Source organism: Pseudoalteromonas sp. S8-8 (assembly GCF_000497875.1).
Taxonomy (GTDB): domain Bacteria; phylum Pseudomonadota; class Gammaproteobacteria; order Enterobacterales; family Alteromonadaceae; genus Pseudoalteromonas; species Pseudoalteromonas arctica.
The window spans coordinates 23,575-37,853 of sequence record NZ_AUTR01000027.1 but is presented as its reverse complement, the minus strand read 5'-3'; the positions used below and the strand labels follow the sequence as shown (position 1 = coordinate 37,853).

16 protein-coding genes are annotated in these 14,279 nt (G+C 39.2%); 9 read left to right on the top strand and 7 right to left on the bottom strand.

Annotation, left to right across the window (positions count from 1 at the left end):
* Positions 1–113: 113 nt before the first annotated feature.
* Complete coding sequence (locus tag L659_RS0108415; RefSeq protein WP_007579917.1) at positions 114–602, bottom strand: GNAT family N-acetyltransferase; 489 nt, start codon at positions 600–602, stop codon at positions 114–116.
* An 81-nt stretch (positions 603–683) separates the two neighbouring features.
* Here L659_RS0108415 and L659_RS0108410 point away from each other — a divergent pair, with 81 nt between their 5' ends.
* From L659_RS0108410 to L659_RS0108385, 6 genes are all read left to right on the top strand, one after another.
* Positions 684–1,259 (top strand): glutathione peroxidase, encoded by a 576-nt coding sequence (locus tag L659_RS0108410; protein ID WP_024590220.1) that lies wholly within the window; start codon positions 684–686, stop codon positions 1,257–1,259.
* A gap of 86 nt (positions 1,260–1,345) precedes the next feature.
* Positions 1,346–1,627, top strand: a complete 282-nt coding sequence (locus L659_RS0108405; RefSeq protein WP_002958009.1) for a peptidylprolyl isomerase — start codon at positions 1,346–1,348, stop codon at positions 1,625–1,627.
* Between the two features lie 64 nt (positions 1,628–1,691).
* Positions 1,692–2,270: a glutathione S-transferase family protein gene (locus L659_RS0108400; RefSeq protein ID WP_007579913.1), complete on the top strand. Its 579-nt coding sequence runs from the start codon at positions 1,692–1,694 to the stop codon at positions 2,268–2,270.
* Between the two features lie 17 nt (positions 2,271–2,287).
* Complete coding sequence (locus L659_RS0108395) at positions 2,288–2,638, top strand: DUF2750 domain-containing protein (protein ID WP_007579911.1); 351 nt, start codon at positions 2,288–2,290, stop codon at positions 2,636–2,638.
* Positions 2,639–2,737: 99 nt separating this feature from the next.
* A complete protein-coding gene (locus L659_RS0108390; RefSeq protein WP_024590219.1) occupies positions 2,738–3,418 on the top strand; it encodes a hypothetical protein in 681 nt (226 codons plus the stop codon).
* 148 nt (positions 3,419–3,566) lie between these two features.
* Positions 3,567–6,140 carry a M1 family metallopeptidase gene (locus L659_RS0108385; RefSeq protein WP_024590218.1) on the top strand — a complete coding sequence of 858 codons (2,574 nt, stop codon included), beginning with the start codon at positions 3,567–3,569 and terminating at the stop codon, positions 6,138–6,140.
* A 76-nt stretch (positions 6,141–6,216) separates the two neighbouring features.
* Here L659_RS0108385 and L659_RS0108380 read toward each other — a convergent pair whose 3' ends face one another.
* Positions 6,217–6,582, bottom strand: coding sequence for a hypothetical protein (locus L659_RS0108380; protein ID WP_007579906.1), 366 nt, complete (start codon positions 6,580–6,582; stop codon positions 6,217–6,219).
* 75 nt (positions 6,583–6,657) lie between these two features.
* Entirely contained in the window at positions 6,658–7,533 is an 876-nt protein-coding gene (locus L659_RS0108375) for a hypothetical protein (protein ID WP_024590217.1), read from the bottom strand.
* A 157-nt stretch (positions 7,534–7,690) separates the two neighbouring features.
* Between L659_RS0108375 and L659_RS0108370 the strand changes: the two genes are divergently transcribed.
* The 3 genes from L659_RS0108370 to yjjG all read left to right on the top strand — a co-directional run bounded on the left by L659_RS0108370 (position 7,691) and on the right by yjjG (position 9,890).
* On the top strand, positions 7,691–8,590 hold the full coding sequence (locus tag L659_RS0108370) for a phosphoribulokinase (protein ID WP_007579904.1): 900 nt from the start codon (positions 7,691–7,693) through the stop codon (positions 8,588–8,590).
* Between the two features lie 66 nt (positions 8,591–8,656).
* Positions 8,657–9,202: an inosine/xanthosine triphosphatase gene (yjjX, locus tag L659_RS0108365; protein WP_007579903.1), complete on the top strand. Its 546-nt coding sequence runs from the start codon at positions 8,657–8,659 to the stop codon at positions 9,200–9,202.
* Positions 9,203–9,215: 13 nt separating this feature from the next.
* Positions 9,216–9,890: a pyrimidine 5'-nucleotidase gene (yjjG, locus tag L659_RS0108360; RefSeq protein ID WP_024590216.1), complete on the top strand. Its 675-nt coding sequence runs from the start codon at positions 9,216–9,218 to the stop codon at positions 9,888–9,890.
* 93 nt (positions 9,891–9,983) lie between these two features.
* On the opposite strand, the gene lpxC is transcribed toward yjjG, so the two are convergent.
* The 4 genes from lpxC to L659_RS0108340 all read right to left on the bottom strand — a co-directional run bounded on the left by lpxC (position 9,984) and on the right by L659_RS0108340 (position 14,279).
* The gene (lpxC, locus tag L659_RS0108355) at positions 9,984–10,895 is read right to left on the bottom strand and encodes a UDP-3-O-acyl-N-acetylglucosamine deacetylase (RefSeq protein ID WP_024590215.1); all 912 of its coding nucleotides are present in this window, start codon (positions 10,893–10,895) and stop codon (positions 9,984–9,986) included.
* A gap of 106 nt (positions 10,896–11,001) precedes the next feature.
* Positions 11,002–12,249, bottom strand: coding sequence for a cell division protein FtsZ (ftsZ, locus tag L659_RS0108350; protein WP_007582938.1), 1,248 nt, complete (start codon positions 12,247–12,249; stop codon positions 11,002–11,004).
* 21 nt (positions 12,250–12,270) lie between these two features.
* Positions 12,271–13,503 carry a cell division protein FtsA gene (ftsA, locus tag L659_RS0108345; protein ID WP_007582937.1) on the bottom strand — a complete coding sequence of 411 codons (1,233 nt, stop codon included), beginning with the start codon at positions 13,501–13,503 and terminating at the stop codon, positions 12,271–12,273.
* Positions 13,500–14,279: a cell division protein FtsQ/DivIB gene (locus L659_RS0108340; protein ID WP_024590214.1), complete on the bottom strand. Its 780-nt coding sequence runs from the start codon at positions 14,277–14,279 to the stop codon at positions 13,500–13,502. Before L659_RS0108340 ends, ftsA begins: the two co-directional genes overlap by 4 nt.

Sequence of the window (14,279 nt, the reverse complement as noted above, 5' to 3'; positions counted from 1 at the left end):
ACACTTCAAATTAATAAACTTAATATGTTAATAGCGTAGACTATTTTTATTTAATTGGCATAAACCCTTCGTCTTATTTTGTAAAAAAATATTACAACATTATGAAAAATAATTTATTCCAGATGTTTTCCAAAAATAGTAAGGCTATACGCCTTATCATCCATTATGGCAACGCTTGGCAACTCACCCCATATTGCAAAATCAAAATGCTTAAACAATTTAACACTCGGTAAGTTATGACTAAAAATAAAGCCGAGTAATACTTTAATATTTAATTGCTTAGCTTGTGTTTGAGCAAATATCATTAGCTTTTTACCAAGCCCTTTACCTTGCGCTTTACTGGTAATGTAAATGCTCATTTCTACTGTGCCGTCGTAAGCTGGGCGCCCATAAAACGATTTATAACTTACCCAAGCAAGTACTTGGTTATTTTCGCAGTAAACGTAAATAGGCCTTTTATCGTTGTGGCTATTAAACCAGTCACGCTTTTCGTCAACGCTCACTTCTTGCGTATCTGCAGTTACCATTCGCCCTGCAATAGTTTCGTTGTAAATGGCTACAATTTCATTAAGATCATTAATAGTTGCTAAACGGATTGTCATAGGTCATTAGAGGGTTGATCAATTTGTTCCATATTAGCGTATGATTATCCAATCAAACAATCGTAAAGTTTAGGTAATGTAATGCTTAAAATAATTATAATAGGTTTAACGGCTTTACTTATTAATGCTCCCCTTCAAGCTCAAACACCATCAATCATAAATAAAACCTCTACACAGGACTGCCAAGATTTTACCAATGTAGATATACGAAAGCTTCGCTCAAAAGAATCTATTAACTTGTGCCAATTTAAAAATAAACCTTTGTTAATAGTAAACACGGCAAGTAATTGTGGTTTTACATATCAATTTAAAGGCCTTGAAGCGCTATATCAACAATACAAAGAGCAAGGTTTAGTCGTATTAGGGTTCCCCTCTGATGACTTTTTTCAAGAAGAAGACAATGAAAAAGAAACAGCGAAAGTATGCTTTGTAAATTATGGTGTAACTTTTCCCATGTTTGCCACCAGCAAAGTTCGTGGTAGCGAAGCAAATCCAATTTTTAAATATTTGAATGAGCAAACTAGCTCTCCAAATTGGAACTTTTATAAATACTTAGTGTCTGCTGATCGTAAAACAGTTTTACGGTTTAACAGCAAAGTGGCACCTAATTCAGAGCAAATGATTACTGCAATTGAAACTGCGTTTTCTGATAAATAAGTTTATACTGGTACAATTAGTTGAAACTAACTAGAATGATATTTCAATTCGGTTAAAAAAACACCACACTATACTCGGGAGATTTTATGACAGTAGCAAGCGCACGACATATACTTGTAGACAGTGAAGCACAATGCTTAGACTTAAAAACAAAAATTGAGCAAGGCGAAGACTTTGCTGAACTAGCAAAAGCACATTCTAATTGTCCTTCAGGTCAGGATGGCGGTGCTCTTGGTGAGTTTGGCCCTGGTATGATGGTTCCAGAGTTTGATAAAGTTGTGTTTTCTGCACCAATTAATCAAGTACAAGGCCCTGTGCAAACTCAATTTGGTTATCATTTACTTGAAGTTACTAGCCGTTCAGAATAAATTTAACTGTACTGTAAGTAACATTTGATAAAAGCCGCTTATGCGGCTTTTTTATGGAGTAATTATGCAATTAATTGGTTCTGTACCTTCACCTTACGTGCGCCGCATTAGAATTTGGGCACAACAAAACAGCTGCAAACTAGAGCTTGTAAGTCTCGATATATTTTCTGAGCAAGATCGCCCTACTATGGCCAGTAAAAATCCAGCTCGAAAAATCCCAATACTGGTAGATGGCGACTTAACTCTTAGTGACTCTAATTCTATATTGCGTTATTTACTTGAAAAAACAGGTCAGCCAAAACTAACGTGGCCTCAAGAGCACTTACTTACGACTATAAATGCTTGTAACGATTCGTTAGTAGAAATGGTGTTATGTAAACGTTCTGGATTTGACACCAAAAGCGATAAATTATTTTTTAATCTGCAAAACGAACGTATTGAACAAACATTAAGCTTTTTAAATACCCATTTAAGCGATGAAGAATTTAAAAGCTGTGAATACCTCAACATCAGTTTATACTGCCTGCTTGATTGGATTTGCTTTCGCGAATTAGCTGACTTTAGTCAGCATTCAGCGCTTGTTGCTTTTCATAAGCAATATGACGAGCGCCAAGCAGCAATAGACACCAATCCTCGTCACTAATTTAAAAGGGTAAACACATGAGCGATATCGAAATTGAATCACAACTAGTTAACTTCGTAGAAAAAGTACGTGTTAGCGAAGTAATTTGGGCACTTGGTGCAGAAGATAATGGCTTTGTAGTGTGCGATTCTAACCAATTTGACGAAACTGACGTACTACTGCTTTGGGAAAGTGAAGCAGCAGCTAAAGCACAGTGTAAAGAAGAGTGGAAAGATTACAGCCCAGTAGAAATCAACCTTGATGAATTTTTAGATGCATGGGTTGAAGACTTAAATGAAGATAACGCACTTGTTGGTATCAATTGGAATGACGACCAAGTATGTGCAGAAATTGAACCTACAGGTTTAGCTCGCGCATTGAGTGAATAATACTTTATACGCTTTACTCTAAAAGCGGATAAAACCCGACTAGCATCTACTGCTAGTTGGGTATAAAATAAAACACATCATTATTTTCAAGGTATTACGTTGAAAACCCATCTTGGTCGCCGGCCCTTTTCAGCCATGGAACTGCACACTCTTTATAATGGATATATATACGGTGATTTTAAAGTTGCACGAGAGCAACCAAAACACTGGCATTTTTGGCTCCCTTTAATTGCATATTATAGTGGTGCTTATAGCGATGAGATTGGTTATTTAACGCTTGACGATCTGTCCCTTGAAAAAAACGTCTTATGCTTTAATTTTCATACCCACGGTAAAATAAAACCTCGCTTAGTTCCTGTACATCAAGCACTTATAAATGCTGGATTTAATGAATATATAACGTTCATCAAATCGCAAAACCAACACCGATTAATGTTCGACTTACCGGCTAAAACTGGCAGGTACAGTGAAAAAGTCCGCATTTGGTTTTCAGGCGAAGGTGAGCGAGCCGGTTATCTGCAAAAATGTGATATACCAAACGTAGATCAACTCGGTATGAAAACAGCAATAAGCAGTCTTCGTCTTAACTTTGAGCAACAAGTGCGTATATACGCCCTACAAGCTAACTCTAAAGACGCCTTTAATTACTTGATGGGTTTTAACGAGTATCCACACGATGTGTTTAGCGATACCCACTTATTAAATACCGTTGTCCAACAAATACGTATTATTAACTCACACCTGCATTGGCAGCGTTTTATAACGCGCGAAAGCCACTGACAAACTTTGTTACTATTTCCCCTTAAAGTCACCGTTATAATCAATTACTCTATTTAAAAAAACTGTTAGGATATCTAACCCCCTAATTATATGAGCATAAAAAAGCCTATTTAGGGTAGTTTCTAACAACAACAATCTAGGGATCACTATGTTTCTTAAAAGCCTCTTAACAGTGAGCGTTGCTTTGGCAATGGGTGCTGCAAACGCTAACGAATTCGTTATTGAAAAACTCGCAAAACCAAGTTCACAACAGGTGTCGTTAACACTCGACCCGAGCCAAGATACATTCACAGGGATGACTGAGATTGCCCTAGAAGTACTAAAACCAACAAAATACATTGAGTTAAATGGCGTAGCTTACGCTGTTAAAATGGCGCAACTGCTTGGTGATGAAAACTGTGATTTAAACAATGAAATGCTTAAAACAGGTAAAGTAAAATTTAGCTGTGATGAGCAAATTCAACCAGGTAAATACACACTTAAAGTTGATTTTTCAGCGCCATATAACCGTCAAAGTGTTGGTTTATACAAAACATTAGACCAAGGCACTCCTTACTTATTTACTCAATTTGAAATGAGTGATGCACGCCGTGCATTTCCTGTTTTTGACGAGCCAAGTTACAAAATTCCATTTCAGCTAACGATTACTGCGCCTACATCACAAAAAGTATATTCAAATACGCCAGAGTTAAAAACAACAGTTAATGGCGATATGACCACACACTTTTTTGATAAAACACCGCCAATCCCTTCATACCTAGTAGCGATGGCTGTTGGCCCGTTTGAAGAATTAGAAATTAAAGGCATGCCAATTCCTGGTCGTGTAATTACCCCTCAAGGTAAAATTCACTTAGCCCAATACGCAAAAGAAAATATGCCAAAAGTACTGGGCGCACTTGAAGCGTATTTTGGTATCCCTTACGTTTACAAAAAATTAGACTCAGTAGCGGTACCAGAGTTTCCATTTGGCGCAATGGAAAACTCAGGCTTAGTGACCTACAGAGAAGATATTTTATTGGTTGATTTAGCTGCCGCAACACGCAGTAAAAAACAACGTAATGTATCAATTATTGCTCACGAACTTGCTCACCAATGGTACGGTAACTTAGTAACCATGAAATGGTGGAACGACTTATGGTTAAACGAAGCGTTTGCTAGCTGGATGGCTGCAAAAATTACTAAGCAGCTTAACCCTGAGTTTGAATCGCACTTAGACCTGCCACAAAACAACGTAATGGCACTTGATGCACGCCTAAGCACCAAGCCTATTCGTAAGCCAATTAAAACCGAAGCTGACATTATGGATGGTTTAGGTCTTGCTTACAGTAAAGGCAGCTCAGTACTTGCTATGGTTGAAAACTGGATTGGCGAAGATGCATTTCAAAAAGGTATTCAAAGCTACTTAAAAGAGTTTTCATATAAAAACGCAGAAGCGGCCGACTTATGGGAAGCACTTGGTAAAGCATCAAATAAAGACGTAGCGAGTGTTTTAAAATCGTTTATTGAACAGTCTTCTTTCCCACTAGTTAAAGTAACTCAACAAGGCAGCAAAGTAACTATTTCACAAAGCCGCTTTGTAAATGCAGGCGTTGATGCGCCAGAGCAGTTATGGAATGTACCGGTTGCAATTAAATATGGTGCTGGCGATAAAGTAAAAACAGCAAATGTATTACTTAATAAACAAAGCCAAACGCTAGACTTAGACTTTGAGCCAGAATGGATTTATCCTGACCAAGGTGCACTAGGCTACTACCGCTGGGTAATGGATGACGCACAATTTAGCGCACTTGTTAAAAAGGCGCCAAGCGTACTGAGTGACCGTGAACGCTTAGCGTTGTTATCGGCTACTGATGCACTACTTGACGCTGGTGTTATATCTGCTGCTAAGTTAATGCAAACACTTGAAGTGTTCGTAAGCGATAGCCACCCTCGCGTAGCAAATACCGCGCTAGGTTACTTAGTATCGCAACAACGTACTTTTAAAGACGATAGCAATAAAGACCTATGGCCTGAATTTATTCGTAATGCAGTAACGCCTGCAGCTAAAAAATATGGTTTAGAAGCTAAAGCGGGAGAAGACGGAGCTATTGCACAACTTCGTGCGGCCGTTGTATCACGCTTAGGTTTTGATGGTGAAGATCAAAACGTAATCAGTAAAGCGAAAGAACAAACACAAGTTTATTTAAATACTCCACAAAAAGTAGACCCTTACTTAGCCGGTACGTACTTAACTCTTGCTGCTTTTCATGGTGACAAAGCGCTGCTTGATCAATTCATGACAACGTTTAAAACAACGAAAGATCCACAAGTACGCACTAACATGCTTGCTGCAATGGGCTTTTTTGGCAAACCTGAATTACAAAAAGCGGTATTAGCTTATAGCTTAACGGATGAAGTAACTGCATCTGACATGCGTACTATTTTGTCAGGTCAAAGTTATACAGATGAGCGCCAAGCGTTATTTATTGACTGGGTTTACAGTAACTACGATAAAGTAACAGCAAGCTTACCGCCTTTCTTTATTCCTAACTTGCCGTACTTTACAACGGCGAGTTGTAATGCAGAAAGCTTAGCTAAAACAAAGACCTTTTTTAACGAAAAAGTAGCCGATGTAGCCGGTTACGCTCGTACATTAAGTAAGCTTGAAGAAAGCACAAACGATTGTATCGCGCTTAAAACACGTGAACTTGAATCGGTTAATAGCTTCTTAAAAAGTAAGTAACCCTTAGGTTTATTAAGCTATAAAAACACAAAAGCCGCTGAATATAAATTCAGCGGCTTTTTACGTTTATGTTTTACTAGTTACCAATAATCATCGTTAGCTTGGCTATAAAGTCTTTGGCTGCTTGCTCAGAATTTATTTTAAACGCCACACCGTAGTGAATAGGCTGAGCACTTTTAAAAATACGTGTAGGAAAGCGTGTCATCTCGCTGCTATGAAAGTAGCCTTGCGCACGAGTTACGCCATCAATATCACTAAAGTCATCGCTAAACACCTCAAATGCTGGGCGAATTACTATTTTACCCTTGCCGCTTTCGCTGTGGGTATAAAATGCTTCTTTAGAGTTTACTAACATGTACTCTGCAATATTTTTAATCTTAAAATTACTTCTACACTGTAATTTAATGAGCTGTTCTGTCAGCTCGTCTGCACTATAAGCCACGTGTAATCCCTATTAGTTAATTTGCGTATTAGATTAACGCATACACACAATAAAATCTGAATTTATTTGTCTGCTTTACTGCGTTATATCACATACAAAAGCGAGTTTTTCATTGTTGTAACTCATTCTTGTTATATTTGTTTCGCAGTAGGTGCTTAAATTAAGCCATTGCGATACTTCATCACTTCCATCAAGTTTACGCTGATAAACGCGGTTTTTAATAGCATAAGCGATAGTTTCATCATCTTTCAAAATAAAATCTTGAACTTGAGCAGGTAACCTTAGTAGGTCTTCAACTTGTTTATCCTGTGGATTAAAACTCGCTAAAATATGTTGCTCGTTTTTAGTGTAACTAAATAAAAATGCAGCTGTAGAGTTGTTATAAATAAGCGTTCGGCCAATATTACTGGCAGCTATTTTCCCCTTCGCTTGTGCAACAGAAGTATATTGAAGAGTATGAGGCTTTCCTAAAATAAACATTACTAAATCATTTTGAACACCCCATGCATGGTACCCAACAGGTTCAATCCAATCAAAAATACGACTTGGTGCATCTTCGCTTTTGAGTGGGTATTGCCACAGTTTTTGCTTACCATCTGCCTCTACAACAATCGCTGATACTGCATCACCACTTGGCATAACCGTTGGTGAATATTCGCTTACGGGAGAGTTACTGATATTAATAACTTTTTTTGATGTTAAATCGTAATAAGCAATATCGGTTTGGCTTTGCTCATCTGCAATCACCTCATGAGTAAAGTATAAACCTGTACTTGTTAAGTGCGGTTGGTTGTTATAACTGTTTTTATCACTCACTATATTAACTTGTACCCCATAAGGCGTATTTAAATCAGCAAGTAATACTTGGCTTTTTGGCATGCTAGCCTGCGCCATAATTGGGCTAAGCGCTACTATAGAAAATATCCCAAGTAATGGTTTAATAAGTTTCATGCTTTCTCTCGTTTTAATTTTAAGCACCTCATGATAACGTTATTTGCTGATGACGTCACTTGAGCTAAGTCAGTCAACTCTTAAGATACCCAAACGGCTTAAAATAATGTTAAGTTTAGTCTGGTTATAAAACCTGGTCCTAAAAAAGAGAATTAACATGTCAGCTAAAAATCCTATTATTGCGATTACGGGTTCGTCTGGTGCGGGTACAACCACCACAACCAATGCAATTAAACATATTTTCCGTAGCCTTAATATTGAAGCGGCTTTTATCGAAGGAGATAGCTTTCATCGTTACACTCGCCCTGAAATGGATAAAAAAGTACGTGAAGCACAACAAGAAAATAAACACATTAGTTACTTTGGCCGAGAAGCAAATGACTTTGGTGCTTTAGAAGCGTTGTTTGAAAACTATAGTGAAACAGGCCAAGGTAAGTTACGCCGATACTTACACACCTTTGATGAAGCCGTCCCATATAATCAATTACCGGGTACATTTACTCCTTGGCAAGACCTTGATAGTAATACTGATATATTGTTCTATGAAGGGTTACACGGCGGCGTAGTTGATCAAGATGTAGACGTAGCAAAGCATGTCGATTTATTAATAGGCATGGTTCCAATTATTAACCTTGAGTGGATTCAAAAATTAATACGCGACACATCCGAACGAGGCCATTCTCGCGAAGCGGTTATGGGCTCTATTGTGCGCAGTATGGATGACTATATAAATCATATTACCCCGCAGTTTTCTCGTACCCATATTAATTTTCAACGCGTGCCTACTGTTGATACATCAAACCCATTTAGCGCCAAAGATATTCCATCTCTTGATGAAAGCTTTGTAGTTATTCGCTTTAGGGGTATTGATGATGTTGATTTTCCTTATTATTTACGGATGATCGAAGGCAGTTTTATGTCTCGTATAAATACACTTGTAGTACCAGGCGGTAAAATGGGCTTAGCTATGGAGCTTGTACTTACCCCATTAATTAAAGATATTATTTTGAAAAAGCGTGCACTGGAAAACCTAGCACCACTCGATTTACCTATTTGATTACCGACTCTTTTTTGTTAAAGCTAACTCACGTACACTGCTGATTTTGCTCAAGGTGAGATCAGCATGTCACAACAATTAAAAATTATTGTCGGTTCTAAAAATCCTGTAAAAATAAATGCCGCTAAACATATTTTTACTATGTATTTTCCAGAATGTATCATTGACTGTGAAGGTGTGAATGCTCCCTCAGGCGTGCCCGATCAGCCTATTGGCGAAGACGAAACACGTATTGGCGCGCAAAACCGTGTTAATTATTGCAAAAAGCACCACCAAGCTCACTATTACGTTGCAATGGAAGGCGGTGCAGAGCAATTTAGCTATGGTGCAGCAACCTTTGCTTACGTTGTTATTGATAATGCCTTAAATCAAGTTGTAGGGCGTAGCAGCAACCTTCCTCTACCCCAAGTACTTTATAATGCATTACTTAAAGGTGAAGAACTTGGCGATGTAATGGACAAAGCATTTAATACCACCAACGTTAAACAAAAAGGTGGCGCTATTGGTCTACTTACCAACAATCATGCCACGCGCGAAAGTACCTATACACAAGCACTCACTTTAGCTATGGCGCCTTTTTTACACCCTGAGCTATACGGCCAAACAAATTAATTTAGGAAGTTTAATGAAGTACAACTATGTATTGTTTGATGCAGACGAAACCTTATTTAGGTTTGATATTTTAGCGGGCATGACTCGCATGTTTAAAGCTTACAACGTAGATTTTAGCCAAGACGATTATATTCATTATCAAAAAACCAATAAGCAGCTGTGGGTTGATTATCAAAATGGCACTATTAGCGCAGATTACTTACAAGTAACACGCTTTAATGAGTGGGCTTCAAAACTTAATGTGCCAGCAAAAGAGCTAAACGATGCTTTTTTAGATTCTATGGCGCAAATTTGCGAGCCATTACCTGGTGCTATTGAGCTTTTAAATAAACTTAAGCCAAATGCTAGATTAGGTATTATTACTAACGGATTTGCCCGCTTACAAATCGTACGCCTTGAGCATACTGGCTTAAAAGATATGTTTGAATGGTTAGTTATATCTGAACTTGTAGGTATAGCAAAACCGAATAAAGCGATTTTCGAGCACACATTTGAGCTAATGGGTAACCCAGATAAAAGCGAGATACTTATGGTGGGTGATACTGCTGCAAGTGACATACTTGGCGGCAACAATGCTGGTATTGATACTTGCTGGTTACAGCACCCTGGTGAGCAATTAGCCGACGGAATAAAGCCAACCTATACCGTAGCTAGTTTAAATCAGTTACAAGCTCTTTTGGAGCTATAATAAAGTATAGAGCTATTAAATTTCACACAAAAAAAATGACGCTAATTAGCGTCATTTTTTATAACTGTTTTTCGAGCTGCTCTTTTACTGCTTTTAGGCTGGAGCTAACTCAAGACCGGGTGCAGGCATCGTCACAGGCGTTTCAAATGTTGCCCACTCCCATGCTGACTCTGTAGCCATAATTTTACGAAGTAATTTATTATTTAAATCATGACCCGATTTAAATGCAGTTACTTTACCTAAAAGATTATGGCCTGTCATAAACATGTCACCAACACAGTCTAATATCTTGTGCTTAACAAACTCGTCGCTATAACGTAAACCGTTAGGATTTAAAACTTTGAACTCATCAAGTACCACAGCACTATCCATGCTACCACCTAGCGCTAGGTTGTTTGCATGCATGTATTCAATATCTTTCATAAATCCAAAAGTACGCGCACGGCTAATTTCTTCAATAAAGCTTTGCGTTGTTATATCCAACCCAATACGTTGGCGACTTTCATTGATAGCTGGGTGGTTAAATGCAATCTCAAAGTCGATATGAAAACCATCATATGGTTCAACTTCAGCCCACTTATCACCTTCTTCAATGCGTACTTTTTCTTTAATACGGATAAAGCGTTTAGCAATGTTTTGCTCTTCAATTCCGCCTTTTTGTAACAGATATATGAATGGTAATGCACTACCATCCATAATCGGTACTTCTGAGCTATCTAATTCTACAATTAGATTATCAATTCCCATTGCAGCAACGGCTGCAATAAGATGCTCAGTAGTCGATAAGCGAACACCATCTTTGTTAATTAAACAGGTACACAACTGCGTATCACCAACGGCTTCAGGTGTTGTTTCAAAATCAACAACCGGATCAAGGTCGACACGACGAAATACAATCCCAGTATTTGCGCTCGCAGGTCGGAGAGTTATTGTGACCTTCTCACCTTTATGAAGTCCAATTCCTATGGCTTTGACTACTTCTGCAATCGTACGCTGTTTAATCATAGGTATGCTCACTTTTAAATCAGTTACAGTTATATGGCGGATTTTAACATAAATCCTTTTGTCTTTCAATATTTGTACATATTTCAAACAAAAGTATTATTAAATGTTAATCAGCCTGCTTACGTAAAAAAGCGGGGATATCAAAATAATCACCACCTTCTGATTTATCCGCTTTTTTACTATTTTGTGCTGAAGAGCTTGATGCACTGCTTGAACTAGTTGTAGGCGCTTTTTCTTTGCTTTGCGTTTGCGCTTTAGCAGTGTTTTCTTCAGTGTTTGTATCTTGGCTTGCAAAGCTTGGTACGTACATACTGCTCGTTTGGTTTGATGTGCTTGCAACATCAGAACCTGATGCTTTTTTAAAGCCGTTATCAACAATACCAAACTGTGGACGACGATCGCCGCCTAAGCCAGTTGCAACAACCGTTACACGTAGCTCATCAGTCATTTCTGGGTCGATTACCGCACCAACAACAACCGTTGCGTTTTCTGACGCAAGTGCTTTAACGTGATTACCAACAATTTCAAATTCTTCAATCGCAATGTCCATACCTGCGGTGATATTAACTAAGATACCTTTAGCACCTGTTAAATCAACGTCTTCTAGTAGTGGGCTTGAGATAGCCGCTTCTGCTGCTTCTTGTGCACGATCAGGACCTGACGCGGACGCCGTTCCCATCATTGCAGTACCCATTGCAGACATTACAGTTCTAACATCGGCGAAATCCACGTTAATTAAACCAGAACGTGTAATTAGCTCTGCTATACCTTGTACCGCACCAAATAATACGTCATTAGCTTTAGCGAAGGCATCTAGAAGTGTAGTCCCTTTTCCTAAAACTTTAAGCAATTTATTGTTCGGAATTGTAATAAGTGAATCTACAATTTCTGACAATTCGTTAATACCTTGTTCAGCGGCTGCTGCACGTTTTTTACCTTCAAAATCAAAAGGACGTGTTACAACTGCAACGGTTAAAATACCGAGTTCTTTAGCAATTTTAGCAACTACCGGTGCTGCACCAGTACCTGTACCGCCGCCCATACCGGCTGCAATAAATACCATATCGGCGCCTTCAAGGCTGGCACGAATTGTATCTGCATCTTCTTCAGCCGACTTACGGCCTACTTCAGGGTTTGCGCCCGCACCCAACCCAGAGGTTATTTGCGTGCCTAGCTGAACTGTAATATCGGCAGCAGAGTTACGTAATGCTTGCGCATCCGTATTAGCGGCTATAAAACGCACGCCTTCTATTTGTTGTTTAACCATGTGCTCAACAGCGTTACCGCCACCACCGCCCACGCCGATTACTTTTATTACAGCTTCTTCGCTGTGTTGTTCCATTATATCAAACATGTTTACTCTCCGACTTGAGTCTTAAAACTCGCCTTGGAACCATTTAGTAATGCGGTTCCACCAATTATTGTTATCCTCTGCTTTCGACTTTTGTGCATTCATCGATTGCATGGTACGCCCGTATTGTAACAAACCAACAGCGGTTGCGTACGAAGGATCATCTACATAGTCTGTCAAACCAACCATCCCGATTGGCTTGCCTATTCTTACTGGCATTTGGAAGATGTCTTCTGCCACCTCCATCGCGCCAGTCATTTTAGCAGTTCCGCCTGTAATAACGAGACCTGCCGCAATTTGGTCTTCTAAGCCTGAACGACGAATTTCTTCCATCGCAAGCTCAAATAATTCTCTAAAACGAGGCTCTACCACCTCAGATAATGTATGGCGCGACATTAACCTTGCTGGTCGTCCGCCTACACTTGGTACTTCAATTGTGTCTTCGCTACTTGCCATTTGGCTACTAGCACATGCGTATTGTACTTTGAGTGACTCGGCATGTGATATAGGTGTGCGAAATATTTTTGCAATATCACCAGTAACTTGGTTACCCGCCACTGGAATAACCGCAGAGTGACGAAGTGCGCCATTAATATAAATGGTGATATCCATAGTGCCGCCACCAATATCAAGTACTGCAACACCTAGCTCTTTTTCGTCATCTGTTAGTACAGAATAACATGACGCTAATGCAGTAAAGATAAGTTGATCGACTTCAAGACCACAGCGCTCTACGCATTTCTCGATATTTTTTGCCATATCGTTTGAGCACGTAATAATGTGTGCACGCGCTTCCATACGAACACCACTCATACCAAGTGGGTTTTTAATGCCCTCTTGCATGTCGATACTGTATTCTTGCGGCAATGCATGCAGCATTTTACGCTCTGCCGAAATAGGCACAGAACGCGCAATATGAATTACATTTTCAATGTCTTCGTCAGTGACTTCGGTATTATTAATTGCCACCACGCCACTTTCGTTTTGGCACTGTATATGTTTGCCAGAAATACCCAAATACACAGAGCTAATACGACAATCAGCCATTAACTCGGCTTCGTCTATTGCTCGGCGAATAGACTCAGACACTAAGTTTAAATCGTTAACGCCGCCTTTATCCATACCATGAGATACTTGGCTGCCCACACCAACAATGCTGAGCTTGTTATCTGCGGTGATTTCACCTACCGTGGCAACCACTTTCGAGGTGCCAACGTCTAACCCTATTACTAGGTTTCTTTCTGCTGACTTAGTCATGCCTTACTCTTATTTTGTAATTGTTCTTCTTGCACTGGCTTAAAGCTGACTGCAAGGCCGGTATCATACCGTAAATCTATTGTATCTACTTGTGCATCTGCACGTTGTTCCATTCGTGGATAAACGTCTATAAAACGTTGTACACGCTTGGCTTTATCTTTACGTCCTAAATTTAAACGTATTCCGTTATCTAACCATAGTTGCCACGAAAAGCGCTCCGACAATGCCAAACTTGTTAACGTTAAGCCGTTAACTTTTAGCATTTCATCAAATTGCTTAAAAGCAATCCACGCTTCTTCTTCGCTGCCTTCTGGGCCATATAACTGCGGTAAGTCATGATCTAACTTATCGCTGCTGGCTTGAAATGCCTGACCACTTTGGTTGAGCAATAAGTCGCTATTCCAATGTGCTACTACTTCATGTTCAACAACATATACTTGTATAGTATCAGGCCATTGTTTACGCACCGAAGCGGTAGCAACCCAGGGTAAGTCTTGAACTAGCTGCTGCACATGCTTGACATCGAGTTCAAAAAAACTACTTAAATCGGCTTTTTTAATCGCTTTTATAATTGCCGTTTCATCTGTGTATTTAGGCTGCCCTTGCACTGTAAGGTGCTTAATTTGAGCATCTTTGTTTTCAACTAACCAATCCGATACACCTGTTGTAATTTGCACTAAGCCAATTACAACTATCAGAAAAAAGCTCACACCAAAAATCAGAGACCAATTAAGTTTCAGTTTGATTTCCTGAGCTTTTTCTAAAAGGGGATGCAT